General features: G+C 35.9%; 22 protein-coding genes. 8 read left to right on the top strand and 14 right to left on the bottom strand.

The window, feature by feature from the left end; all coding sequences use genetic code 11:
• Window positions 1-2: 2 nt before the first annotated feature.
• The 8 genes from atpA to WH188_RS06080 form a co-directional block, all read right to left on the bottom strand.
• A complete protein-coding gene (gene atpA / locus WH188_RS06115; protein ID WP_021188669.1) occupies window positions 3-1577 on the bottom strand; it encodes a F0F1 ATP synthase subunit alpha in 1575 nt (524 codons plus the stop codon).
• 49 nt (window positions 1578-1626) lie between these two features.
• Window positions 1627-2172, bottom strand: a complete 546-nt coding sequence (locus tag WH188_RS06110; RefSeq protein WP_021188668.1) for a F0F1 ATP synthase subunit delta — start codon at window positions 2170-2172, stop codon at window positions 1627-1629.
• 31 nt (window positions 2173-2203) lie between these two features.
• The gene (locus WH188_RS06105) at window positions 2204-2704 is read right to left on the bottom strand and encodes a F0F1 ATP synthase subunit B (RefSeq protein ID WP_021188667.1); all 501 of its coding nucleotides are present in this window, start codon (window positions 2702-2704) and stop codon (window positions 2204-2206) included.
• A 92-nt stretch (window positions 2705-2796) separates the two neighbouring features.
• Window positions 2797-2985, bottom strand: coding sequence for an ATP synthase F0 subunit C (gene atpE, locus WH188_RS06100; RefSeq protein WP_021188666.1), 189 nt, complete (start codon window positions 2983-2985; stop codon window positions 2797-2799).
• A gap of 36 nt (window positions 2986-3021) precedes the next feature.
• On the bottom strand, window positions 3022-4179 hold the full coding sequence (gene atpB / locus WH188_RS06095; protein WP_232789408.1) for a F0F1 ATP synthase subunit A: 1158 nt from the start codon (window positions 4177-4179) through the stop codon (window positions 3022-3024).
• Between the two features lie 32 nt (window positions 4180-4211).
• On the bottom strand, window positions 4212-4616 hold the full coding sequence (locus WH188_RS06090) for a hypothetical protein (protein ID WP_132770996.1): 405 nt from the start codon (window positions 4614-4616) through the stop codon (window positions 4212-4214).
• Entirely contained in the window at window positions 4609-4797 is a 189-nt protein-coding gene (locus WH188_RS06085) for an AtpZ/AtpI family protein (protein WP_259194211.1), read from the bottom strand. The genes WH188_RS06090 and WH188_RS06085 overlap by 8 nt, the downstream gene beginning before the upstream one ends.
• Window positions 4798-4878: 81 nt before the next feature.
• Window positions 4879-7119: a helix-turn-helix domain-containing protein gene (locus WH188_RS06080; RefSeq protein WP_339423529.1), complete on the bottom strand. Its 2241-nt coding sequence runs from the start codon at window positions 7117-7119 to the stop codon at window positions 4879-4881.
• 258 nt (window positions 7120-7377) lie between these two features.
• Here WH188_RS06080 and WH188_RS06075 point away from each other — a divergent pair, with 258 nt between their 5' ends.
• The 4 genes from WH188_RS06075 (at window position 7378) to WH188_RS06060 (ending at window position 11004) form a co-directional block, all read left to right on the top strand.
• On the top strand, window positions 7378-7875 hold the full coding sequence (locus WH188_RS06075; protein ID WP_021188662.1) for a phosphomannose isomerase: 498 nt from the start codon (window positions 7378-7380) through the stop codon (window positions 7873-7875).
• Window positions 7876-8130: 255 nt separating this feature from the next.
• Complete coding sequence (locus WH188_RS06070) at window positions 8131-8862, top strand: hypothetical protein (RefSeq protein WP_168127094.1); 732 nt, start codon at window positions 8131-8133, stop codon at window positions 8860-8862.
• 11 nt (window positions 8863-8873) lie between these two features.
• Window positions 8874-9983, top strand: a complete 1110-nt coding sequence (locus WH188_RS06065) for a hypothetical protein (protein ID WP_021188659.1) — start codon at window positions 8874-8876, stop codon at window positions 9981-9983.
• Between the two features lie 28 nt (window positions 9984-10011).
• Window positions 10012-11004 carry a hypothetical protein gene (locus WH188_RS06060; protein ID WP_132770999.1) on the top strand — a complete coding sequence of 331 codons (993 nt, stop codon included), beginning with the start codon at window positions 10012-10014 and terminating at the stop codon, window positions 11002-11004.
• 71 nt (window positions 11005-11075) lie between these two features.
• Here WH188_RS06060 and WH188_RS06055 read toward each other — a convergent pair whose 3' ends face one another.
• Both WH188_RS06055 and WH188_RS06050 read right to left on the bottom strand, forming a co-directional pair.
• Window positions 11076-12185 (bottom strand): zinc finger domain-containing protein, encoded by a 1110-nt coding sequence (locus tag WH188_RS06055; RefSeq protein WP_168127093.1) that lies wholly within the window; start codon window positions 12183-12185, stop codon window positions 11076-11078.
• 9 nt (window positions 12186-12194) lie between these two features.
• Window positions 12195-13325, bottom strand: coding sequence for an SPFH domain-containing protein (locus tag WH188_RS06050; RefSeq protein WP_132771001.1), 1131 nt, complete (start codon window positions 13323-13325; stop codon window positions 12195-12197).
• Window positions 13326-13528: 203 nt separating this feature from the next.
• Here WH188_RS06050 and WH188_RS06045 point away from each other — a divergent pair, with 203 nt between their 5' ends.
• Window positions 13529-15400, top strand: a complete 1872-nt coding sequence (locus WH188_RS06045; protein WP_021188656.1) for a DNA topoisomerase IV subunit B — start codon at window positions 13529-13531, stop codon at window positions 15398-15400.
• 235 nt (window positions 15401-15635) lie between these two features.
• The gene (locus WH188_RS06040; protein ID WP_132771002.1) at window positions 15636-17417 is read left to right on the top strand and encodes a hypothetical protein; all 1782 of its coding nucleotides are present in this window, start codon (window positions 15636-15638) and stop codon (window positions 17415-17417) included.
• A 103-nt stretch (window positions 17418-17520) separates the two neighbouring features.
• On the opposite strand, the gene WH188_RS06035 is transcribed toward WH188_RS06040, so the two are convergent.
• From WH188_RS06035 to WH188_RS06025, 3 genes are read right to left on the bottom strand one after another with little or no spacing between them, the layout of a single operon-like run.
• Complete coding sequence (locus WH188_RS06035; RefSeq protein WP_132771003.1) at window positions 17521-18426, bottom strand: class I SAM-dependent methyltransferase; 906 nt, start codon at window positions 18424-18426, stop codon at window positions 17521-17523.
• 54 nt (window positions 18427-18480) lie between these two features.
• The gene (locus WH188_RS06030) at window positions 18481-19233 is read right to left on the bottom strand and encodes an ABC transporter ATP-binding protein (protein WP_132771004.1); all 753 of its coding nucleotides are present in this window, start codon (window positions 19231-19233) and stop codon (window positions 18481-18483) included.
• Window positions 19234-19250: 17 nt separating this feature from the next.
• On the bottom strand, window positions 19251-19985 hold the full coding sequence (locus WH188_RS06025; protein ID WP_021188651.1) for an MlaE family ABC transporter permease: 735 nt from the start codon (window positions 19983-19985) through the stop codon (window positions 19251-19253).
• 289 nt (window positions 19986-20274) lie between these two features.
• Between WH188_RS06025 and WH188_RS06020 the strand changes: the two genes are divergently transcribed.
• Together WH188_RS06020 and ispG are read left to right on the top strand one after the other, a co-directional pair.
• Window positions 20275-21219: a LiaI-LiaF-like domain-containing protein gene (locus WH188_RS06020; protein ID WP_132843025.1), complete on the top strand. Its 945-nt coding sequence runs from the start codon at window positions 20275-20277 to the stop codon at window positions 21217-21219.
• A 46-nt stretch (window positions 21220-21265) separates the two neighbouring features.
• Complete coding sequence (ispG, locus tag WH188_RS06015; protein ID WP_183917192.1) at window positions 21266-23278, top strand: (E)-4-hydroxy-3-methylbut-2-enyl-diphosphate synthase; 2013 nt, start codon at window positions 21266-21268, stop codon at window positions 23276-23278.
• 57 nt (window positions 23279-23335) lie between these two features.
• Here ispG and WH188_RS06010 read toward each other — a convergent pair whose 3' ends face one another.
• Window positions 23336-23809, bottom strand: coding sequence for a T9SS type A sorting domain-containing protein (locus WH188_RS06010; RefSeq protein WP_052764493.1), 474 nt, complete (start codon window positions 23807-23809; stop codon window positions 23336-23338).
• Between the last annotated feature and the right edge of the window lie 90 nt (window positions 23810-23899).

Below are 23899 nucleotides of genomic sequence, written 5' to 3'. Positions count from 1 at the left end.
AATTAATATTTTGATGCTAAATCTTTAGCTACTGTTTCTAATACTGAAGTTAACTCATCTGAGAATTTACCTGCTTTAAAAGCATTTAAAACTTCTGGATGACGTTGCTCTAACAACGTTAAGTATTCTTCTTCAAATTCTCTCACCTTATTTACTGGAACTGAACGGAATAAACCTTTAGTACCTGCATAAATAATTGCTACTTGTTTTTCAACAGAAACCGGAGAGTATTGAGCTTGCTTCAAAATCTCAACGTTACGGATACCTTTGTCTAAAACTCCTTTAGTTGCTGCATCTAAATCAGAACCAAATTTCGCGAAAGCTTCTAGCTCACGGTATTGTGCCTGATCTAATTTCAATGTACCAGCTACCTTCTTCATCGGCTTAATCTGAGCATTACCCCCTACACGAGATACAGAAATACCTACGTTGATCGCTGGACGGATACCTGCGTTAAACAAGTTAGACTCCAAGAAAATCTGACCATCAGTAATTGAAATTACGTTTGTAGGAATATAAGCAGAAACGTCACCCGCTTGAGTCTCAATAATTGGAAGAGCAGTCAATGAACCACCACCTTTTACCAAGTGTTTGATAGACTCAGGAAGATCATTCATATTTCTAGCAATCTCATCAGAAGCATTGATTTTCGCAGCTCTTTCTAATAAACGGCTATGTAAGTAGAAAACGTCACCTGGGTATGCTTCACGTCCCGGAGGTCTTTTCAATAATAAAGAAACCTCACGGTAAGCTACCGCTTGTTTTGATAAATCATCATATACGATCAATGCTGGACGACCTGTATCACGGAAGAATTCTCCGATAGCAGCACCCGCCATTGGCGCGTAAAATTGTAATGGAGCTGGATCAGCAGCAGAAGCCGCAACAACAACCGTATAAGCCATCGCACCACGTTCCTCTAAAGTACGAACGATATTCGCAACTGTAGAGTTCTTTTGACCAATAGCAACATAAATACAGAATACAGGTTGACCAGCATCATAAAATTCCTTTTGGTTTAAGATTGTATCGATACATACTGCAGTCTTACCTGTCTGACGGTCACCGATTACTAGCTCACGTTGTCCACGACCTACTGGAATCATAGCATCGATCGCTTTGATACCTGTTTGTAATGGCTCCGTTACTGGCTGACGGAACAATACACCTGGAGCTTTACGCTCGATTGGCATTTCGTATGTCTCACCTGTAATAGGTCCTTTACCATCGATTGGCTGACCTAATGTATTTACAACACGTCCGCACATACCTTCACCTACTTTAATAGATGCAATACGATTAGTACGTTTAATAGTATCACCTTCTTTCACGATGTCTGAAGGACCTAAAAGTACAACACCAACGTTGTCTTCTTCTAAGTTTAATACGATACCTTGTAATCCGTTATCAAATTCAACCAATTCACCGGACTGAACTTTAGTTAAGCCGTAAATACGAGCAATACCGTCACCAATACTAAGTACGGTACCAACTTCCTCTAGTTCGGCTTCTGATTTAAAGCCCGACAATTGTTCTCTTAAAACTGCCGAAACCTCATCTGGTCTTACCTCTATCATTGTTATTATTATAAGGGGTTCTTGATTTTGTTAAATGCTAAAATCAACACTAAACGCGTTGACCTTCAAAATATCTTTCTAATCTATTTAATTTACCTGCAATACTTGCATCATATTGTTTGTCACCAATCGTGATTACAAACCCACCGATCAAAGATTGATCAACTTTATTTGTAATCAAAACCTGCGCATTAACTTGATTTGCAATTGTTGCTTTTAATTCTGATAAATTAGTATCAGAAAGTGGTGCTGCAGATATCACTGTAGCTTTTACAATTCCTTTTACTTCATTGTACTCGCGAACAAATTCATGAGCAGCAGCCTCGATCACTTCAGCACGACCTTTTTCAATCATGATCTTGAAGAATGATAAAATAGCAGGATTGATTTTATCTTTAAATAATGCCTCTAAGATATTTACTTTCTTGTCCAATTTAATAATTGGATTAGACAATACTGCACGTAGCTCAGGATTAGCTTTCAAAACCTCGATGAATTGATCCATATCCGTTTTGATAGCGTCCAAACTACCTTGTTCTTTTGCCAAATCAATTAATGATTTCGCATATCTTGATGCTACTTTAAATACTGACATACTTCTTTAATGATAAAATTTGAATGACCGATTAGTTTACTTTCACGTCTTTAAGCAAATCTGCAATTAACGTTTCTTGCTTATTTTGGTCTTCAAATTCTTTGCTTAATACTTTACGAGCAATATCCAATGCCAAAGTAGAAACTTGATTCTTTACTTCTGCCATTGCTTTGTTTTTTTGCTCATTGATTTCAATTGATGCTTGAGCTATCATCTTAGCACCTTCAGTATGGGCTACATTTTTTGCTTCAGCAACAATCTTATCTTTCATTTCTTTAGCCTCTTTCAAGATAAGATCACGTTCTACACGAGCTTCCTTTAGTAAGGATTCGTTTTCATTGGTTAAGCGCGCCATCTCTAATTTAGCTTTTTCAGCAGATTCCAAAGCATCAGAAATACCTTGTTCACGTTCTGCTAAAGCAGCGATGATAGGTTTCCAAGCAAATTTACCTAATAAAAAGATAATGATTAATAAGATGATGACTTGCCAGAAAAACAAACCAAATGAAAACTGTTCTATTAATTTTTCCATTGATGTATGATAATATTTTTTGTATTTCGTCTAATTGAAAGTATTATTTATGACCAACCGTCATAAATAATACTTTTAAATTCATTGGGTGATTATTTACCTAATAATAACGCACCGAAAGCTAAACCTTCTAATAAGGCTCCGATAATGATCATCGCAGTTTGGATTTTAGATGCTGCTTCTGGTTGACGTGCGATAGCTTCCATTGCTGAACCACCGATTTTACCTAGACCTAATCCTGCTCCGATAACGATTAAACCCGCTCCAATTAAATTGTACATAATAAATGATTTAAATATAATTAAACAAAAAATTTCTTAGTGATGTGCTTCGTTGTGCTCTTCAACAGCCATTCCAATAAATAGCGATGACAACATCGTGAAGATAAACGCTTGTAAAAATGCTACTAATATTTCAATTACCATCAGGAAAGTTGTCAATAGCATAGACACCCCGATACTACCTCCCAATGTTAATTGTTGTTGCAATACATAAACAATTGCAATCAATCCCATAATAACAGTGTGTCCAGCTGTAATATTGGCAAACAAACGAACCATTAGAGAGAATGGTTTTGTAAACATTCCTAATACTTCAATTGGTGCCAAAACAAATTTAAAAGGAACTGGTACTCCTGGCATCCAGAAAATATGCTTCCAGTAGTCCTTATTTGCTTTAATATTCACAAATAAAAATGTAAAAATTGCTAAACATATCGTTACTGAAATATTACCTGTAACATTGAATCCCAGCGGTGTTAAACCTAATAGGTTTAAAACTAGAATTAAGAAGAAAACAGACAATAAGTACGGCATAAATTCTCTATAACGATGTCCAATATTTGGAACCGCCATCTCGTCACGTACATATAAAACTAAAGGTTCTAACACGCGACCTGCACCCTTAGGTAAATTATTCGCTCCCTTTTTGTATGTTTTTGCTAGGCCGATAAATCCCCAGAATAACAAAACAGTTGCTAAAATTAAACCCACAACATTTTTAGTAATTGATAGATCTAATGCCTTAGCATTTGTCGGGTGATGGTGTTCATCATAATTAAGTGTACCGGTAGCATCTGTTTTGTAGATTTTACCATGGTATAATTTATAAAACTGTCCATCTTTTTCAACGGTATTTTTACCAAAATCAAATTCTGAGGACATAAAAATTTTAACACCCCCGTCAATGATAATCACTGGCAAAGGAAATCCATAAGTCTTACCTTCTTTTTTATCTGTATACAAAGAGAAATAATGATCGTCTTGTAAGTGGTGATCAATATACTCATCTATTTCCTCCCGCTGAGTTTTTGGCTCTTCTGCGTGAGTTGAAATCTCAGCTGTATGAGACTCAGATGCCTTTACTAAAAATGGACTAACAGCAAATAAAATTACTGCAAAAAAAAGAAATGCTTTCTTAACGCTCCCCATGTTCTGTTTTTTATTTTTGCGCAAAAATACAATATTATTTGTCATTTTTTGCGATTAATTTGAACTTTTTATTAAAACTACTTATTGACTGATTCCACTTCTTTATTAATGACCTTAAAAGCAACTAATACGTCAAAAAACAAGTATAGAAAAAATACGATTAAAAAATTATATTCGAATATATCATCGGACGAATGATTCAATCCTCCTCTAAAAAAAACATAACTTAATGCTGCTTTTAACGTAATTAGGCCCAAAAAAATGAAACCTATACTTTTAGGCATTACGGAATCGGAGATCAGGATAACAATTAATACAACTAATGAAGCAACAGATTCAAATGCGTATAAACTATACAATTCAAAACCAGTTAAACTTTTAAAATCAGCAATCCCAAAAGAGGGTAGTGCAAAGTAGTGCGCCCCAAAGAGGACTGCAGTAAAAATTAGAAGTATTGCAATAAATTTAATGTAATTATTCATCCCTGTTCAATCGATTAGCTTCTCGTATAAAATGATAAAGTGAGGCGAAAATACCTATAAATGTGCATATTTTCATGGCAAGACCATTAGAAAAATGGTATTTCTCATCTAGCCAGGTGCCTAACATATACATCAAATAAATTGTGACTCCCATTTGCAGAGGCAATGAGATAAAAACCATCCACTTATTTGGGTTTTTATTAGACTTTCCCATGGCTATTTATAGCTAACTTTTACAAACATACACATATTTTGAAACATCTTAATCATGAACTGGATTTTCTAAAACTTTTTGTCCGATTTTAATATGCGGATAGTCTATACTCGCTCCCAGCATCATCTTTAATTCTGACGAAGATTTATCTGGATGTGCTTTTATGGTATTAATGATGAGATCCAGCTTATCCTGTTCAATCAATTCTGTGGCCTCCACTTCTGTCCCAACAAAATGAATAAGATGTCCATAAATTGTTCCCGCTACCATACCTCTTTTCACCGCGATCTCTTCAATACTAGCACCATCTTTGTAGAGTTCAAGAGTTACCTGCTTTGTATCCAACTTTTTAGAGCTCTCCCCCTCTTCACTTTGCACGACTAAATCTTCTTTTTCTTTTGTCTTTGACTGCTCCTGCACCTGTTCCAAAGCTTCCTGAAAATTATCTTTTTTAGATAATGCATCTGCGATAATCAAACACTGCTGAAGTTGCTCACGCTTACGCTTAAAATCCAACAACAGTTCTTTAGCCTCATCAATGTATTTTTTAGTTCGTTTCTTAATCTGCCATTCCTTAATATGCTGTTCCAACGCACCAACGAGATCATGATCCATCTTAGGTAAGAACCAATTGACCGCTGAAGTCGTACGGTCACAGATCAAAGCGTAGTCTACATGTTGATCTGTTTTTTTTAAAAGCTCATATAATTGTGTAATGAATTTATGTGCTACTTTTTCTTGTGTGAGCAGATTTGACTGTATGGTAGACCAAAAAGCCTCTGCCTCCACTTTATTATCGATATTACGATCAGCTAATGCAGTAACTTGCTCTTGACATGAAATAGTTAGATAATCCCAGCGAAAACATTGAATTAGGTTTTGTGCCAAATAAGACCTCTGACACTGTTCCAATATTTCTTTAATATCGGTTTGAAAAGAAGAGCGCAATGCAAAATCAACAACCTGACTATCTGTTCTAATTGCGTAGGTCGGTATAATGGATTTCAGGACCAACCCTTTTAAACTCGTCAATCTACTTAATGCAACATAAACCTGTCCTGCAGCAAATGAAGTACCCGCATCTATAATTGCTTTATCAAATGTCAGTCCCTGGCTCTTGTGAATAGTAATCGCCCAAGCTAACCGCAACGGAAACTGTGAAAATGTCCCCAGTACTTCTTCTTTGATCTGATCCTGCCCTTTATCATAGTTGTATTTGATATTTTCCCAAGTTTCTCGCTTAGCCGTCACATCCTCACTTCCATCGGGGAATTTAACAACCACAGTTCCAGCTTGCAAATTTATATCTTTCACAGTACCGATCTTACCATTATAATATTTCCGATCCTCACCCGTATCATTACGTATAAACATCACCTGGGCACCAATTTTCAAAGAAAGAATCTCTTCTGCGGGATAAGATCCTTGAGAAAAATCATCTTTAACAACAGCTTTTAAATTCAGCATCTTACCAGACAGATTAGCCAATGCTTTTCCATTAATTTCATCAGCATTTCGATTATGTGAAGTAAGCGTAATAAACTGCTCTCCTTCCTTTGGCTCAAAATCTGGCTTATAGTAGGTATTCAATTCTTTCAACATTTCGCTATCACAGTTATTATTTCGAATTGCGTTTAATATGGAAATAAAACCTTCATCCTGCTGTCTATAAATCTTATCTAACTCTAATAAAATCGGTGGATTGTCACGAAGAACCTTAGCATTAAAAAAGAATACAGAGCTGTAGTGATTTCGCAAAACCTGCCACTCATGATCACGCACTACTGGTGGTAATTGATAAAGATCGCCGATAAAAAGTAATTGTAAACCTCCAAATGGTCGCATATCACGACGCACAGATTGCAGAATAACATTAATAGCATCTAATGTATCAGCCCGAACCATCGATACCTCATCAATCACCAATAATTCCAATTCTTGAAGAATCGTCCGACGTTGTTTAGTTAGTTTAATAGTACTGAATAAGCGGCTTTTATTATAAATATGTCCATCTTGTTCATCCCATTTCAGCTCGTGATCTTCTATAAAAGTTCCGAAAGGCAACCAAAAAAGTGAATGAAGGGTTGTTCCTCCCGCATTCATAGCAGCAACACCAGTTGGCGCGGTGATCGCCATTTTTTTATAACTATGATCACGTATATATTTCAGAAATGTCGTTTTTCCGGTCCCTGCTTTTCCTGTAAGAAAAACATGTTGATTTGTCTGATTAACAAAAGCAACAGCTTGCATAAAAGACGTATTTTCACGATCTATTTTAATTTCTGACATACTGATAATTTTAATATAGGATTACAAAACTAATCAAATATTTTGAGAGGATATAATCATAGCACACTTCAAATAGGACGTATGCAACTTCTAATAAATATCCGATTCAGATGAAACCAAACGTAACTAGAAATAAAAACAATAGCTAAATTGTAAACAAAAAAAATATCGCTAAAACGTTTATGCACTTTTTATTTAAAAGATTTTATTTATATTTAGCACTAAAATAACCGTACATTCTTACTAAGACACATATTTATGGTAACTGATAAATCAACGCTATTTGAGGAATTAGATAAAGCGTTAAAAGAAAAAGGATTTGAAATTGATAAATCAGATCAGACAAGACCCTGGGGAGGTTTCTTTGTAATCAACGAAGATCAAGCACAAAAATTTGCCGATGAGTATTTCGACGGATTAGATGTAAAAGATCTAAAAATTTCTGGCAAATTAAGTCCAAAAATTCTCGTTGTAGCTCCCGAAAAAAGATTATCATGGCAGTATCACCACCGTCGTGCCGAAATTTGGAAAGTAATTCACGGAACTGTGGGCGTTATGGTATCGGATACAGATGACGAATCAGTTGTACAAACGCTAACAGCAGGTAGTGTCATCAAACTTCGTCAAGGTCAACGCCACCGATTAATCGGATTAGATGGTTACGGTATATTAGCTGAAATATGGCAACATACCGATATCGAAAATCCTTCAAACGAAGACGATATTGTTCGTGTTCAAGATGATTTTGGTAGATAAAATAATCGTTTCAAATTATTATTTCTTATCATCACGAAAACTCGGAAATTAGCTTTCCGAGTTTTTTTTATCCCAAACTCAATAGATTGATTTATATCCCTCCTAGCCTATCCCTTATCATTAAATAGATTACAATTAAATTTCGGATTACCCGACAGTGCAATCGTGATATAAAATAAATGTTTTAAAAATGTAGTAATATGAATCTAGATTACCATTTTTTATTATTTTTACTAGACTTAACTAACAAAAATTATGACTGATCAAGGAAACAATAAAAACTATAGTATATTGGATAGTCTTAAAAAGCTAATTTTTACAGATCAGGAAGAGACTCAGCTCAAAAACCCGTCTCCCGATATCCAAAAAAATCCACCCGCTACAGAAATAAAAGATTATTCAACATCCCCCGAAATAAAAACAGTTTCAAACCAGCAGCCTCCAGCCATACCCATTACAGCCAATGACGGTTCCACCGATATTAAACAAATGAAACTGAAAGTGCTCGGAATACTGGAAAGACTCAATGAACAAGGATTAGACTTTTTTGAGGTATGGAATGCTGCAGCTGCAATGGGAAAAGTAGACGAAACAACACTGAAAGCAGCCTATACTTCGCTTAAGTTTGTTGATAATACGTTAACAAAGGGCAAGCTGAAAACAACTGGCACTAATTATGCTAACAAACTGAAAGAAACCATAGCCAAAGAAACACAGCAAAAAGAATCGGAAAAGCATAAAGCAGAACAAGACCGTGAATTTGAAAAGACAACCTTAAATAATGAAATAAAAACATTGACCGATAGCATTGCAAAGCTTCAGGATGATTTGAAAAAGAAACAAATTACCCTAGCCCAGATTAATGATAAATATGAGCCAAAACTAAAAGAGATAGAGCAAAAGATATCAATTGGAAACGCCGCTGTCAATGAAGTCGTCAATGATATACAAACAACCTTAGCAATTATAGAAAGGTCAATCTCATAAGATATAAACCAATGGAAAAGAAAGAACAGTACATTAATATTCCAGCTGAAATAAAATCACAGCTACCAATTTTTCAAGTATTAGGAGACCATCTGCCTGCTCAGATGCAAACACCAGAAGCCAAAAAGACAATCTCCAGTATATTCTTTTGGGCATTGGTTATTGGCGGAGCAATTGCTTTTTTCAAGTTTTTACCCGTCATGCTTGAATATGCCGCTAAAAGTATTTTGTTCGTAATATTCAGTATTTTATTAATAACCTTATTACTATTAGCGCCAAAAATTATTCAGCTATTACATCGCTTTGGCACTGTCCTTTTATTTAAAGGCGAAAAAGCCATTATTCGTAATAATCCAATAGAGACCTTACAGCTTTTATCAAAAGACGCAAAAGATACCTTAAAAAGAGTAAAAGAAAAAATAAGTAATGTAGATGGCGTTCGTATCGATATGATTCAAAGCGGTGAAACCGCACAAAAAACAGCAGAAGAAAAATACATTTATGCAAAACGTTTCACTGCAGAAGCGGCAAGTCAAGATGAAAATGCCCAAAATGAATCGAAAAATAACAATACGGAGAAAGCGAATGCTTATATGCGAAATGCAAAAGAAACACGGACAAAAGCATTTCTCTTAGGAAAAGAAGGAGAGTCTGAAGAGCAAAATGCGAGAAGCTATGTACAGTATGCTAATCAATTTGCAAAGGTACTAGAAGTACTAAAAGATAATGAAAGTGCTGCTCGAATTTACGTAAGTACTCTAGACAGCAGTATTTCGATTATCTCAAAAAAACTAGAAGCTACTCAAAAGATGAAAAATGCTACAGAAGGGCTTGCCGATGTCTTTAATATAAAAGACGGTTGGGCTTTCCAAGAAGCCATGAATGCCGCAACAGGAGCCATCAGCCAAAATATTGCTTCGATCAGATCAAACCTTGACTTTTTAGATCAAAACAATAACATAACAGTAGGAGGAGCTCCTACCCAAGTAGAATTAGAAGAATTTATCCGTAAAGTAGATGAACGAAATTTGAAAGTACTGAATGTAAGCCAGATGGCAGACGCAAGTTATGAACTCAAACCGGAAGAAAAAATAGATAAGGGATTTACATTATTAGATTAATCAATTTAAAAAAAAATACACTATAATTATGGAAGAAAAATCAACATGGGCTAGATTACGTTGGCCAATTAAAGCAATAATTATTGCAATCCCATTACTGGCTCTGGGCTATTGGGCTTTCGACTCTGGTAAATTTGATGGACAATCAACGAGCACCTCCGATACCACAGCTATTAATATATCGTCCAATCCATCGAAACAATCAACTGACGATAAAAGAACATTTAACTATCAACCTGAAAAACCTGTAAATGGTGAATATAAAGGAGTAATCGAAGTCGGAGCCTCAGGTTTCAATTCTTTTGTCGTAAATATCGATAAGCAGAATCACTGGGAAATCATTTCCAAAGATTTTGGCAAATCATTTGTCTATGAAGGTCTAGCCAGTACAGAAGATATCCGGAAAGGACTTAAAGACTACATTGGAACTATGTTTGACAAAGGTGTTAAATCAAAAAACATACACTTTGTCATCAGCTCCGGCGCACAAAAAGAACCTAAGACAGCAGTTATTGTTTCCGAACTAAAGAAAATGGGATTTGTTGTTAATTTAGTAACAGCAGAACAAGAAGGTAAATTAGCACTAAAATGCGTACTTCCTCCTTCTTATCAGGACAATTCCTTTGTCGTAGATATTGGCTCAGGTAATACTAAAATTTCATGGGTTGCTGGTGAAACAAAATCACTTGAAGCACCAGGTGCGAAATACTACGAAAAGAACTTAAAAGATGAAGATGTTTATACTGAAGTAAAAACGTTAACAGCAAAAATTCCTGCAGCCAACAGAGAAATCTGTTTTATCATAGGGGGAGTGCCATTTGAATTGGCGCAACAAACACGTACTGGCGAAGAACGTTTCACAGTATTAAATAATCCAGAAACCTATAATACCGATAAAGTAAAAATCAAAAGTGGGGTAAATATCTATAAAGCAATTAAAGATGCTACGAACTGCGATACCTTTGTATTTGACTGGGATGCCAACTTTACAATAGGCTTCTTACTTTCTTTAAACAAATAAAGCTATCGATCATATCATAAAAAATGGTCTTATTGTATTTTCAATAAGACCATTTTTTATTTATAAGAAGATTATCCCATTTGGCTTAACAAAACAACTAGAATTATTACAAACAATATCAAGAGCGCAATCTTCCAAAAGCTATATGGTCGTTGTCCATAAACCTTACCGTTAAATGCGTTAACCATAATCTGATAACTTTTACCCTTATATCGATAAGCCGACAGCCAAACCGGAAGTAAGATATACTTTAGCCTGATATCCTTATAAACAGAATCAATATCATCAATCCTTTGCGTATCTCCGCCGATATCCGATCTGACGGTATCAGCGATCTCATCATCCATAATTTTTTTGGCGGCATGAGCACCAGCCACATGATCAATACTAAAGGTTTCTGCGATAAATCCGCTAAGATATTGATCATTGAAAGGCTTCAGATATTCCATATTCCAAGGACCTATTTTTGAAGCAAAATTATTAGGTAATGACGTTGAAGCACTAACTATAACATCTTTAAATCGATTAAAAACACGTCCAGAAGCATAATACCATCTGGTCTGTTGCTCCTCATAGGTCTCTGTTTTGCCATCAGCAGTTCTTCTAGTTCTAGTGACATAATAATATTCACCTCGTTGCCCCTCATAAGAAGAACTCGCTTCGGCATCATAACTCCAAAAAGGAATATAAACACCTTTCAACCTATTATTTTGCGCACTAAAAATCCGCTTAAAATCATTAGGAGCAAACCATAAACCTCCAGCCCATTTTTTAAAAAGCGGAAATGCCTTATTCTCCTCAATAAAAAACGGAATCACCCCATGTGGTTTTACAATACGTTTTTCTTGATGGTCAATCACCAAAGGAGAAGCGCAAAAAGCACATAAATCTGCTGTAACATGCGGATCTAATGTAGAATTGGCTCCACAGTTTTGACAATGCACCACCTCAGCAGCAACCGTAAACCGAGCGTCATGAATATCTTGCATTGCTGCTGTAAATTCTTCATAATCAACCGGACTGATAACTTGGTTCGTTAACTCACTTTCCTTAATCTGATTTTCAGTACCACAGTAAGCACATTTTAGATATGACGTTCCTGGTTGGTAAGCTAAAATCGCCCCACAACCCTGACACTTTAAATCCTGACTAACTTCCGTTGTCTTTTCCTCAAAACTCATAAACAGAATCTATGCCCCCGGAATTGGCGGAGGGCCAGCATTAAACAAGCTTGTCAATTCGTCAATTTCACGCGCTTCAATCCAATTTTCCAGCCCAGCTTTCCAAACGAGTGTAGAAGAAACTAGTTTGCCGCTTCTTACCTCGTCTTTCAACTGATCAATCAAAAAAGGTCCTTCTTGAACACCATTAATCGCTAGAAAATACTGAACCGCTTGCGGTATCGCCGGTGGTGCCACCGATGGAGAGGCACCCGTCGGATTATTGCCTTCAAATTTATTCTGTTGAAATATACCTGACATCTGGCCAGCCATTCCGGCACCTAATCCAACACCCATTCCTGCGCCCATAAGACCACCGCCATTGGGGTTTTCAGCAGCTTTTTCCATGGAATTAGCTGCTTGAAATTGAGCATAAGCACCTAAATTTCCAACAATACCCATACTGCTTCTTTTATCCAGTACCTTTTCAACTTCTTCGGGCAATGAAATATTCTCAATTAGAAATTTATTTAGATTCAAACCGATCTCTTCAAATTCAGGACGTATTTTCTCTTGTATAAAGTTGGATACCTCATCATAATGAGAAGCTAGGTCTAAGACAGCAATTTTTGACTCTGCAATTGCATCCATCCCTCTGGTTACAGCGATATTTCGAAGTTGCTCATTAATACTTTCAACCGTAAAAGTTGGATTAGTCGACGCAATTTGCTTTAAGAAGACAGCAGCATCTTTAACCTGAAAAGCGTAAGATCCAAAAGCCCGAAGCCGTATAGGACCAAACTCAGCATCCCGTAACATAATAGGATTTTTAGTACCCCATTTTTGATTAGTAAACTGACGCAAACTTATGAAAAACACATCTGCTTTAAATGGACTATTGAATCCATATTTCCACCCTTGGAGGGTCGTCATGATAGGCATATTCTGAGTTGTCAACACATGTCTACCCGCAGTAAAGACATCCGCAATCACCCCCTCATTCATAAACACAGCAACTTGTCCTTCTCGTACTGTTAACTGCGAATTCATTTTTATTTCATTCTGATACCGTGGAAATTTCCAGACTATAGTATCAGGACTATCATCTACCCATTCAATGATATCGATAAACTCATTCCGTATTTTATCAAATAAGCCCATAATTTCTATTTATAATGTTTCCTAAATTTAAGTAAATAATAGGGAATGCAATATAAATATTTATACAATTTATTGGAGAACAATTACACAAACGCTCCTCTAGAGAGATCTTCTATTCTAAATAAATGTTTTCAGATCGTGACTGCACTTATTTAATCTTTATTTTGCTATTTTTGCTACACACCGAAGAATAATTAAAAAACATGAGTACTTATAACGAAGATAGTATACGTTCCCTCGATTGGAAAGAACATATTCGCTTACGTCCCGGTATGTATATTGGGAAATTAGGAGATGGTTCTGCTTACGACGATGGTATTTATGTCTTATTAAAAGAAGTAGTCGACAACTCTATTGATGAGTTTGTGATGGGAGCTGGAAAAACGATCGATATTACGGTCAACGACAATAAAGTCGCTGTTCGGGATTACGGACGTGGAATTCCCATTGGTTCTGTCGTAGATGTAGTATCCAAAATCAATACCGGAGGTAAATACGATAGCAAAGCCTTTCAAAAGTCTGTAGGTCTTAATGGTGTCGGTACTAAAGCTGTCAATGCTTTGTCTGGACAGTTCACGGTACAATCGTACCGCGAAAAAGTAACCCGTATCGCACAGTTTAGTAAAGGTGAGTTACTATCAGATGAAGAAAAAGAAACAACACAGCGTAATGGTACCGCAGTTATATTTTACCCGGATGAGACCATCTTTAGAAATTACAAATATCGTTTAGAGTTTGTGGAAAACATGATCTGGAATTATGTTTTTTTAAATTCTGGATTAACTATTAATTTCAATGGACAGAAATTCATCTCTGAAAATGGTCTAAAAGATTTATTAGAGCGGAATATTGACACCGAATCCATGCGTTATCCTATCATTCACCTAAAGGGTGAGGATATTGAAATCGCGATTACCCACGGACAGCAATACGGTGAAGAATACTACTCTTTTGTCAATGGACAACATACAACGCAAGGAGGAACACACCAAGCAGCGTTTCGCGAAGCCTTAGTGAAGACAATCCGTGAGTTCTATAAAAAAGAATTTGAAGCATCAGACGTACGGTCATCTATCATTGGCGCGATCGCAATCAAAGTGCAAGAGCCGGTCTTTGAATCACAGACCAAGACAAAACTTGGTTCCCAAAGCATCGGTCCTGATGGTCCAACTGTAAGAACATTTATCAATGACTTTCTAAAAAAAGCATTGGACGATTACCTGCATAAAAATTCAGATACAGCAGACGCTCTGTTAAAACGTATCTTACAATCGGAAAGAGAACGTAAAGATATTGCCGGTATCAAAAAACTTGCAAATGAACGTGCCAAGAAAGCTTCGTTACACAACCGTAAATTACGCGACTGTAAGGTCCATTTCTCCGATAAAAACGAACGTAATCAGGAAACAACCTTATTTATCACCGAGGGGGATTCAGCTTCAGGTTCAATTACTAAATCTAGAGATGTACAGACACAAGCTGTTTTTAGTTTAAAAGGAAAACCTTTAAACTCTTACGGCATGTCTAAAAAAATTGTCTATGAAAATGAAGAGTTCAATTTACTGCAACATGCTTTAAATATTGAAGACGGTTTAGATGGCTTACGTTATAACAACATTGTATTTGCTACAGATGCCGATGTAGATGGTATGCACATCCGCTTACTTCTCTTGACATTTTTCCTTCAGTTTTTTCCTGATTTAGTAAAGGCTGGTCACGTGTCTATCTTACAGACACCCTTGTTCCGTGTACGGAATAAAAAAGAAACCATATATTGCTATTCCGATGAAGAAAGACAACGCGCAATTGCAAAATTAGGAAATAAGCCCGAAATTACCCGATTTAAAGGACTTGGAGAGATTTCTCCTTCCGAATTTGGTTTATTTATCGGAAAAGATATGCGCTTAGACCCTGTCTTCTTATCTAAAGACAATAAAATACAGCAACTTTTAGAATACTATATGGGTAAAAACACTCCCGATAGACAAAAACATATCGTCAATAATCTTCGTGTAGAACTAGATCTAGAAGAAGAATTAGCCAAACTGGCGAAATTAGAAAAACAAGCGGGTTAAGACCGCTTGTTTTTCTTTCATATTATCCATACAGCCATTTTAGAAATCCCATTCGTTCACCTGCTGTAAAACTGTACTACAACTAAAGGTGTAAAAGAATCATAACTATTACATGAGATCGGGCAGAAGATTCTTTAGGTATATAATAAAAGTGACGCATATCATTTTTTAAACACACAGACATTACTTTTTCATATCCTTTTTATTCGGTATTTCGTATTGAAATAAAACTGATATGACGCATTCATTCCATATTCCCGTTTTGGGTCTAGCATTTTCAATAGATTCCCCTTTAAAAGTCGCTCGATTTGGTATTTCATCTGTGATATCCATTGTAGATGATGAATTAATTGAGCGTATTCGAGCATACTATTGTACCCTAAACAAAAAAGAATACCATCCGATAACAAAAAAAGAACCTGACTACAGAGCTCATCGTATTTCCAGTTATTTAAATCTGGTTTCCAACATTGTTCAAGAACAAATTGAGCATATGCGTATAGAGTTTTTTGAAAAAGGATCAGAGATCGATCGCTACTTCCAGCTCATCCCCGAATCCCACCCCGCAAAAAATATCTATTATGCGATGCTTTCAGAAACAGATATCTTAGAAAAGGCTAAAAAAAAGCAAATCCTTAGATCCTTTATCAAAGCTGGAGATATCGATGTCAATATCATGTCTAAAGTCGACAAAATTAATTATGATAAAGATGGAATTGCATTAGATGATACTTACTCAGACGCGCTAGCTGCCTTACGAGGTTTTGCACAATCAGACCTGCAGTCGTCTGTCATCTTATCAGCAGGTATGAATCCAAGACTATACGCCTATTTAGCAGAGTTGCCTGCTTTCTGCCAGCAAGAAGATGGAACTTTTCAGAAAAAAATAACACTAAAAGTTAGCGACTACAGATCGGCATTGATTCAAGCAAAGTTTTTAGCGAAAAAAGGAATCTGGGTTTCAGAATTTCGTGTAGAGTCTGGGCTAAATTGTGGCGGACATGCCTTTGCAACAGAAGGATTTTTATTAGGTCCTATCCTATCCGAATTTAAAAATAAAAAACACGAATTACAGGAAGAACTATTCAGCATTTATCAGAATTATTGGTTACAAAAAGGTTGCAACTTCCAAGCTGCTCCGCCGATTAAATACACTGTTCAAGGAGGTGTGGGCACATCAAGTGAACATCAATTCCTACTGAAACATTATGAATTTGATGCTGTAGGATGGGGATCACCATTTTTATTGGTCCCTGAAGCAACCACAGTCGATGATGAAACATTATTAGCACTGACCACATCGGAAGAAGAAGACTTTTATATCAGTGGAGCTTCTCCTCTCGGAGTACCTTTTAATAATTTCAGAAAAAGCTCTGCAGAACGCCTTCGCTTAAAAAGAATAAAAGAAGGAAGACCCGGAAGTCCATGTAAAAAGAAATATCTCGTATCAAACTTAGATTTCAGTAATGAACCGCTATGTACAGCTTCACGTGCATATCAAGATAAAAAAATAAAAGAATTACAGGGAAAATCATTAGATCAAAAAACCTATAATATGGAATATGATCTTATTACAGAAAAGACATGTTTATGTGATGGACTAGCTGCCCCGGCATATTTAAAATATAACATCCTGAAACATAAAGAACAAGATGCTGTATCCATTTGTCCAGGTCCAAATACTGTTTGGTTTAAAAATAAGTTCTCCCTTGATCAGATGATTAATCATATTTATGGCAAAGACGATTTGATCAAAAATGATAAAAGGCCATTTTTATTTATTAGTGAACTATACTTATATGTAGCACACATCAAAAAATATGTAGAAATGAATGCCGACACGGTCAATGACAAAAAAATAAAATATGTTGAAAAGTTCAAAAATCAACTTATAGAAGGAATAGCTTATTACAGCAGATTAAAAAATGAGCTAAAGGGGTTTTCAGATCAAATTGTAGAATGTATACCGGAGCAACTCAAAAGTGCAGAAAGAGAACTCGCAGAAATAAAATTTTAATAAGTTCCAACAATACAATATACTGAATTAAAGAGAAACTTATTAATAGTAAAAGGATAGCCAATCGGCTATCCTTTTATTAATTTATATTTTGTTATCGTATCTATTTAGCAACTTTTCTGAACTTACCAAAAACACCCAAAGGTAATTTTGGTCCCGCAGTAGCTTGCAAATATAACTCTCCGACTTCTAGATTTTCTACTTTTGGAAACGCAGTACGAATTAAGTTCTCCACAATAACAGAAGAGAAACCTAACGAATAAGTATTTAAAATCAAGAAATGTTCTTTAGGATCTAATAATTGCACCACATCATGCATCATTTCCATGATATGATCTTCCAGTTTCCACTTCTCCCCTTTAGGACCATGACCATAAGCCGGAGGATCTAAAATAATACCATTATATTTATTTCCTCTTTTTACCTCACGCTTTACAAACTTCAATGCATCTTCTACTACCCAACGAATATTATCAATTTCCGACAACTCTTGGTTTTCATTAGCCCAGCTAACTACTTGTTTAATAGAGTCCACGTGAGTTGTATCTGCTCCAGCGGCACGCGCAATCAATGATGCACCACCTGTATAAGCAAATAAATTTAAGACCTTAGGATTTTCAGTTTCAAAAGCACGCACTGACTGTGAAATATAATCCCAGTTAACCGCTTGCTCAGGAAAAATACCAACATGCTTAAATGAAGTTAATCCCAGACGGAATTTAATCGCAACATCATCATTTTTATATTGAATATGCCAACGATCCTGCGCTTTAGGATTTTTTTTCAACCATTCTCCCGAAGTAGCAGAGCGACCTTTAAATTTAATATCATGGCGTTTATTCCATTCCGCTGCAGATAGCGTTTTTGGCCATACAGCCTGCGGTTCTGGACGAATCAAAACTAAATTGCCAAAGCGTTCTAATTTCTCGAAATCACCACAATCGATTAACTCGTAATCTTTCCAATGTTGTGGTGTTAATAATTGTATATCTGTAGTAGTCAAAATCAATAATTTGGCGCAAAGATACGTAAATCTAAAAACAAATACGCAATGATGAATAGATTACATGGTTTCTTTTGCTCGCTTCATCAGTGGGCTTGCAAATACAAAATTATTTAATTCTTCTACATCAGACCGCATCATATCTTGATTTGAACCTTCCCAAAACTTTTGCCCTTTGTAGAGATATAGAATATATTCTCCAATACCCATTACCGAGTTCATATCATGCGTAACCACAATTGTTGTCGCATTATACTCTTCTGTTAGCTCTAGGATTAGCTCATCAATCAAAATCGAAGTTTCTGGATCCAAACCCGAATTTGGTTCATCACAGAAAAGATACTTTGGACTCATGGCTATTGCACGAGCAATTCCAACTCGTTTTTTCATCCCACCGGATAACTCTGAAGGATAAAGTTTATTCCTTCCTTTTAAATTAACCCGTTCCAAACAAAAATTAGCACGGTCCAATTTTTCAGATTTAGACATCTCCGTAAACATATCCAATGAAAAAATAATATTTTGCTCCACAGTCATGGAATCGAATAATGCGGAATTCTGAAATAACATGCCTATTTCCTTTCGAATTGGGATACGGTCTTCAAAACTAAGTTTTGAAAAATCCTTACCATCAAAGAGAACACGACCTTTGTCCGGCTCATGTAGCCCCACCATACATTTTAGCAAGGTACTTTTTCCAGAGCCCGATCCTCCAATAATTAAACTTACTTTACCTGGTGCAAAAGTGGCATCAATACCTTTCAATACCTCGTTACTTCCGAAGGATTTATAAATCTGCTCTATTTTTATCATAATTATTTTAAAAGAAATTAAAGCATGAGTGCCGTTATTAAATAATCAGCTGCCAATATTGTAATACAGCCAATAACAACTGCTTTAGTACTCGCTTGACCGACTTCTAAAGCCCCACCTCGAACCGTAAAACCTTTGTATGCAGATATGGAAGTGATGATAAACCCAAAAACAAATGCTTTCACAATTGCAACAGTAACAGTAAACCCATTAAAGCCTTCTTGAATTCCCATAATATAATCTGATGGTGTTACTGCTCCAGAAAGAGCTCCTCCCATAAGTCCTCCCAAAATAGCACAAAAAATTGCTAAGATAACCAATACAGGAACCATGGTAATTCCAGCCAATATTTTAGGTAATATAAGGTAACCTGGTGCATTAATACCCATAATCTCTAAGGCATCGATTTGCTCAGTCACACGCATGGAGCCGATTTGTGATGAAATAGAAGACCCAACACTTCCCATAAGCACCAAAGCAGAAATCGTAGGTCCCAGTTCCAAAATATTGGAATCTCGGTTAATGGAACCAATTATTGAATTTGGAATCAAATCAGAAACCAACTGAAAGGCAATTTGCATCGTCATAACTGCCCCGATAAACGTAGAAATTATAAGAATGAGACCTAAAGACCCTATACCAATTTCGTTCATGGCATGCATCGTTTCCTTCCAATAAATCTTTCCTTTTTCTGGTTTCTTAAAAACCGACCGCAGCAATAACAAATAAGAACCAATATGGTGAAATATCATATATAAATAGTATTTTTCTTCTTTAACGTCTAATATACTATTATAACACCATATATTACAAATTGGTTTGCCATAACATTACGATAGCGATACAAGATTCATAAGAATACCATAAACTCAAAACAACTAAAAATAGATCGTCCCCAAGAAATACAATCACTCAATTACCGATGAAATCATATATTTTACCGAGATTAGTACATGAATAACCTAATTCATAAAATCAAAAATTTATTTTAGATTACATTTGTATTGTAGTTTTAAAAACAAACGAACAAATAATTTTATTATGGACGCAAAAAGAATCACCACAGGCATTATATTTTTATTCATCGGAGTAATCTTACTCTTAAGTAAAATGGATATTATTGAGTTTAATTGGTTCGAAGTTTTTCGCTATTGGCCATTATTAATCATTTTGGTGGGCGTAAATATTCTTGTTCCAAAGAAAGACATTGGATATATGATATCTATCGGAACCACATGCGTCATTTTAGCAATATTCACCTTTATAGGCATCACAACACCTAACCAAAGTTTCTTATCCCGAATCATGGAAAACAGAGATCTGGATATTGATTCCGAAAATGAAGAAGATTTCATCGGAACCTCAAACGCTGTCTCTGCCAAAAAAAATATAAATACCAGCCATGCGACTGCCAATATTGACTTAGGAGCGACCAAGCTGGTATTAAAAGATACAACCGTAGCAAATCTCTTTGAAGCAGCCAATACATCTGACAAGTATTTTCTGTCCTTAAATACTGATGTTAAAAACGACGGGGCTGCGACACTTAATTTAAGTGGAAAAACAAAAAAAGGAATAGATTCAAAAGGAAATTCCACCATTATCAAACTAAACAAAAATATCATCTGGGATTTAAACTTTGACGTAGGTGCTGCAGATATGCAAGGTGACTTATCAAATTTTAAAATTAAAAATCTTACAGTTGATGCTGGCGCGAGTAATCTAGATCTTAAACTCGGAAATCCACAAATGATTTCTAATATTAATATTGACGCCGGTGCTTCTTCCATAAAAATAGCATTACCAAGAGAAGTCGCATGCCAGATTATTACAGAAATGGCACTGTCAACTGTAGATGCTGATGACAGTTTTATAAAAGGTGGAGACAAAGGAATACTGACAAGTCCTAATTTTGAAAATGCCAAAAATAAATTCAAAATTTCAATTGATGGTGGTATAACCTCAGTAACAGTTAGCCGCTACTAAAAAGACCCTAGAGAAGTGCAGTAGAATGCATAACTTTGCATTAGATATGGACACAAGTAAACTTTTGACATTACCTGGTATTTATTGCAACTCGCAAACCACCTATTCAAGGTGGAAGACAAGAGAAGTACAAATTGGAGATGTACCCATGGGTGGAGACAATCCGATACGTATTCAAAGTATGACAACAATCGACACCATGGATACCATGGGTTCTGTGGAACAAACCATCAGAATGGTCGATGCTGGTTGCGAATATGTACGAATAACAGCTCCTTCTATAAAAGAGGCTAATAATCTGGCTAATATTAAGCAAGAATTACGCGCTCGAGGATATCATGTTCCTCTAGTAGCAGACATTCACTTTACCCCCAATGCGGCAGAAGTTGCAGCAAGAATCGTTGAAAAAGTACGTGTAAATCCGGGTAACTATGCCGATAAGAAGAAGTTCGACCAACTGAGCTATACAGACAGTGAGTATCAAGCTGAATTAGACCGTATTTATAAAAAATTCAAACCCTTAGTCAATATTTGTAAAGAATATGGCACTGCTATGCGCATAGGAACCAATCATGGTTCCCTTTCGGACAGAATCATGAGTCACTATGGTGATACTCCAGAAGGAATGGTTGAATCGGCTATGGAATTCATCAGAATTTGTGAAGACTTAAATTATTACAATTTATGTATCTCCATGAAATCAAGCAATCCGCAAGTGATGGTTCGTGCCTATAGACTGCTGGTCGAGAAGATGATTAATGAGAACATGAACTATCCATTACATCTAGGTGTAACGGAAGCTGGTGATGGAGAAGATGGACGCGTCAAATCAGCTGTTGGAATAGGAACTTTATTAGAAGATGGTTTAGGTGATACAGTACGTGTTTCGCTGACTGAAGAGCCAGAAAAAGAAGCTCCAGTTGCTATTGCTTTAGTTAATCGATATACAAAAAGACAGCACGATTTCAATACGTCTGTGATTCCTCCAATCTTAAAATTAACAGACAATAACAGTCCTACTCCCTATATCTCAAAAGAAGTCAATACTTTTATTGGAGGATCATTGGTCCCACGTGTGGTAGTTGACATATCCAGACAAAATCTAAAAGATGCCGGTTTCTTGTCGCAAGCAGGCTACCGCTACGATATGCTGTTAGACAAATATCACATGGGAGAGCAGTCGGTTGATTTTGTTTATCTAGGCGATCAATTGCCATCTTTTAACATGCCGGCAAATTTAAAACAACTGTATAATTACAACACGTGGAAAAGTATTCAAAATAAAGCCAATATACACCCTTTATTTACGCTGGAAGAATTCAATCAAGCTAATGAGAAGGATGCTTCTTTAAATATAGTAAAAATTAAAAACGAAGATTTAGTAACAAGTTTATTTGAAACGCTACCACTTGATAAAACTATTGTGTTTCTTTTAGAGACAACAGCAGTTCATGGCATGGCAGAACAAAGACAATTCTTCAAAAATCTTCAAGAAATTGGCTTAGATAACCCGGTTATCATTAAAAGAACCTACGAAGCCGTGGCATTTTCTGGACCAATAGGTGATTTCATGAATCCGGAAGAACCAATTTCGAAACTTCAGTTATACGCGGCGACCGATTTAGGAGCACTTTTAATTGATGGCTTTGGATCCGGAGTTTGGATTGATTCGCCAGCAACACCTTTGGACAAAATAGTATCCTTATCATTTGGAATTCTACAAGCAACAAGATCTAGAATTTCTAAAACAGAATATATATCATGCCCAAGCTGTGGACGTACATTATTCGATCTGCAAGAGACCACGCAGATGATTAGAAATAGAACAAATCATTTAAAAGGATTAAAAATAGGTATTATGGGCTGTATTGTTAACGGTCCAGGTGAAATGGCTGATGCCGATTATGGCTATGTAGGAGCCGGACCTGATAAGATTACACTTTATCGCGGACAAGAAGTTGTTAAGAAAAATGTAAGTTCAGCACATGCTTTAGACGAGCTCATCAACATCATTAAATCGGATGGCTTGTGGATAGAAGAAAGTGAAATTCCTAATTAACGAAAAAGGCTTAAATGATATCATTTAAGCCTTTTATATTTTTTATCGTTCTAATTTCTATTTACGCACAGAAAATCTCTTTACAACAGTTTCTGAGCCAGAAACAACACGGATAAAGTAAAATCCTGAATTAAGTTTACCAGTTGGATCAAAAGAAAGATTTTGATTACCAGCATCTAAACTTCCATTCATTAACTGAACGACTTCATTTCCAAGTGCGTCCATCACTTTAATCGCAACTGAACTTTGTTTCCCTAATTTAAATGATAAACTTATTTGTTCTGAAATCGGGTTATAAAAAACTTTAACATTATTAATCAGCTTATCTACTTCCTTCGTATTATCAGAATTAGCGGTTAATCCCATAGAATAAGCCAGATGATCAGCCTTATCCAAATAAGATAGTCCATCGTTATTGGCCGTTTCAGTAGAATTCGAAGTATGCAATACAGATGCATAGCCTAAACTTCCTGTCAGCGTAATCACACAGAGCAGGCCTAAATAAGCTATTTTTTTAATAATAATTTTCATTTGTATATAGGACTTCTTAGATCGGTTATAGTTTAAATCAAATATAATATTTCCCAATCAATTTATCAACAACAAAAGTAGGTTATTTGT

Origin of the sequence: Sphingobacterium sp. MYb388 (assembly GCF_037479535.1) — a bacterium.
GTDB lineage: Bacteria > Bacteroidota > Bacteroidia > Sphingobacteriales > Sphingobacteriaceae > Sphingobacterium > Sphingobacterium anhuiense.
The sequence above is the reverse complement of the archived record's forward strand: the minus strand, read 5'-3'. Positions and strand labels throughout refer to the sequence as shown.

Excerpts from the sequence above, each read along its gene's own strand:
- WH188_RS06090 (WP_132770996.1), bottom strand. The coding sequence starts at position 4,616 with ATGAATAATTACATTAAATTTATTGCAATACTTCTAATTTTTACTGCA.
- ispG (WP_183917192.1), top strand. The coding sequence starts at position 21,266 with ATGGACACAAGTAAACTTTTGACATTACCTGGTATTTATTGCAACTCG.
- atpB (WP_232789408.1), bottom strand. The coding sequence starts at position 4,179 with ATGACAAATAATATTGTATTTTTGCGCAAAAATAAAAAACAGAACATG.
- WH188_RS06050 (WP_132771001.1), bottom strand. The coding sequence starts at position 13,325 with ATGGGCTTATTTGATAAAATACGGAATGAGTTTATCGATATCATTGAA.
- WH188_RS06060 (WP_132770999.1), top strand. The coding sequence starts at position 10,012 with ATGGAAGAAAAATCAACATGGGCTAGATTACGTTGGCCAATTAAAGCA.
- WH188_RS06045 (WP_021188656.1), top strand. The coding sequence starts at position 13,529 with ATGAGTACTTATAACGAAGATAGTATACGTTCCCTCGATTGGAAAGAA.
- WH188_RS06110 (WP_021188668.1), bottom strand. The coding sequence starts at position 2,172 with ATGTCAGTATTTAAAGTAGCATCAAGATATGCGAAATCATTAATTGAT.
- WH188_RS06070 (WP_168127094.1), top strand. The coding sequence starts at position 8,131 with ATGACTGATCAAGGAAACAATAAAAACTATAGTATATTGGATAGTCTT.
- WH188_RS06025 (WP_021188651.1), bottom strand. The coding sequence starts at position 19,985 with ATGATATTTCACCATATTGGTTCTTATTTGTTATTGCTGCGGTCGGTT.
- WH188_RS06055 (WP_168127093.1), bottom strand. The coding sequence starts at position 12,185 with ATGAGTTTTGAGGAAAAGACAACGGAAGTTAGTCAGGATTTAAAGTGT.
- WH188_RS06010 (WP_052764493.1), bottom strand. The coding sequence starts at position 23,809 with ATGAAAATTATTATTAAAAAAATAGCTTATTTAGGCCTGCTCTGTGTG.
- WH188_RS06105 (WP_021188667.1), bottom strand. The coding sequence starts at position 2,704 with ATGGAAAAATTAATAGAACAGTTTTCATTTGGTTTGTTTTTCTGGCAA.
- WH188_RS06085 (WP_259194211.1), bottom strand. The coding sequence starts at position 4,797 with ATGGTTTTTATCTCATTGCCTCTGCAAATGGGAGTCACAATTTATTTG.
- atpE (WP_021188666.1), bottom strand. The coding sequence starts at position 2,985 with ATGTACAATTTAATTGGAGCGGGTTTAATCGTTATCGGAGCAGGATTA.
- WH188_RS06065 (WP_021188659.1), top strand. The coding sequence starts at position 8,874 with ATGGAAAAGAAAGAACAGTACATTAATATTCCAGCTGAAATAAAATCA.
- WH188_RS06040 (WP_132771002.1), top strand. The coding sequence starts at position 15,636 with ATGACGCATTCATTCCATATTCCCGTTTTGGGTCTAGCATTTTCAATA.
- atpA (WP_021188669.1), bottom strand. The coding sequence starts at position 1,577 with ATGATAGAGGTAAGACCAGATGAGGTTTCGGCAGTTTTAAGAGAACAA.
- WH188_RS06030 (WP_132771004.1), bottom strand. The coding sequence starts at position 19,233 with ATGATAAAAATAGAGCAGATTTATAAATCCTTCGGAAGTAACGAGGTA.
- WH188_RS06075 (WP_021188662.1), top strand. The coding sequence starts at position 7,378 with ATGGTAACTGATAAATCAACGCTATTTGAGGAATTAGATAAAGCGTTA.
- WH188_RS06080 (WP_339423529.1), bottom strand. The coding sequence starts at position 7,119 with ATGTCAGAAATTAAAATAGATCGTGAAAATACGTCTTTTATGCAAGCT.
- WH188_RS06020 (WP_132843025.1), top strand. The coding sequence starts at position 20,275 with ATGGACGCAAAAAGAATCACCACAGGCATTATATTTTTATTCATCGGA.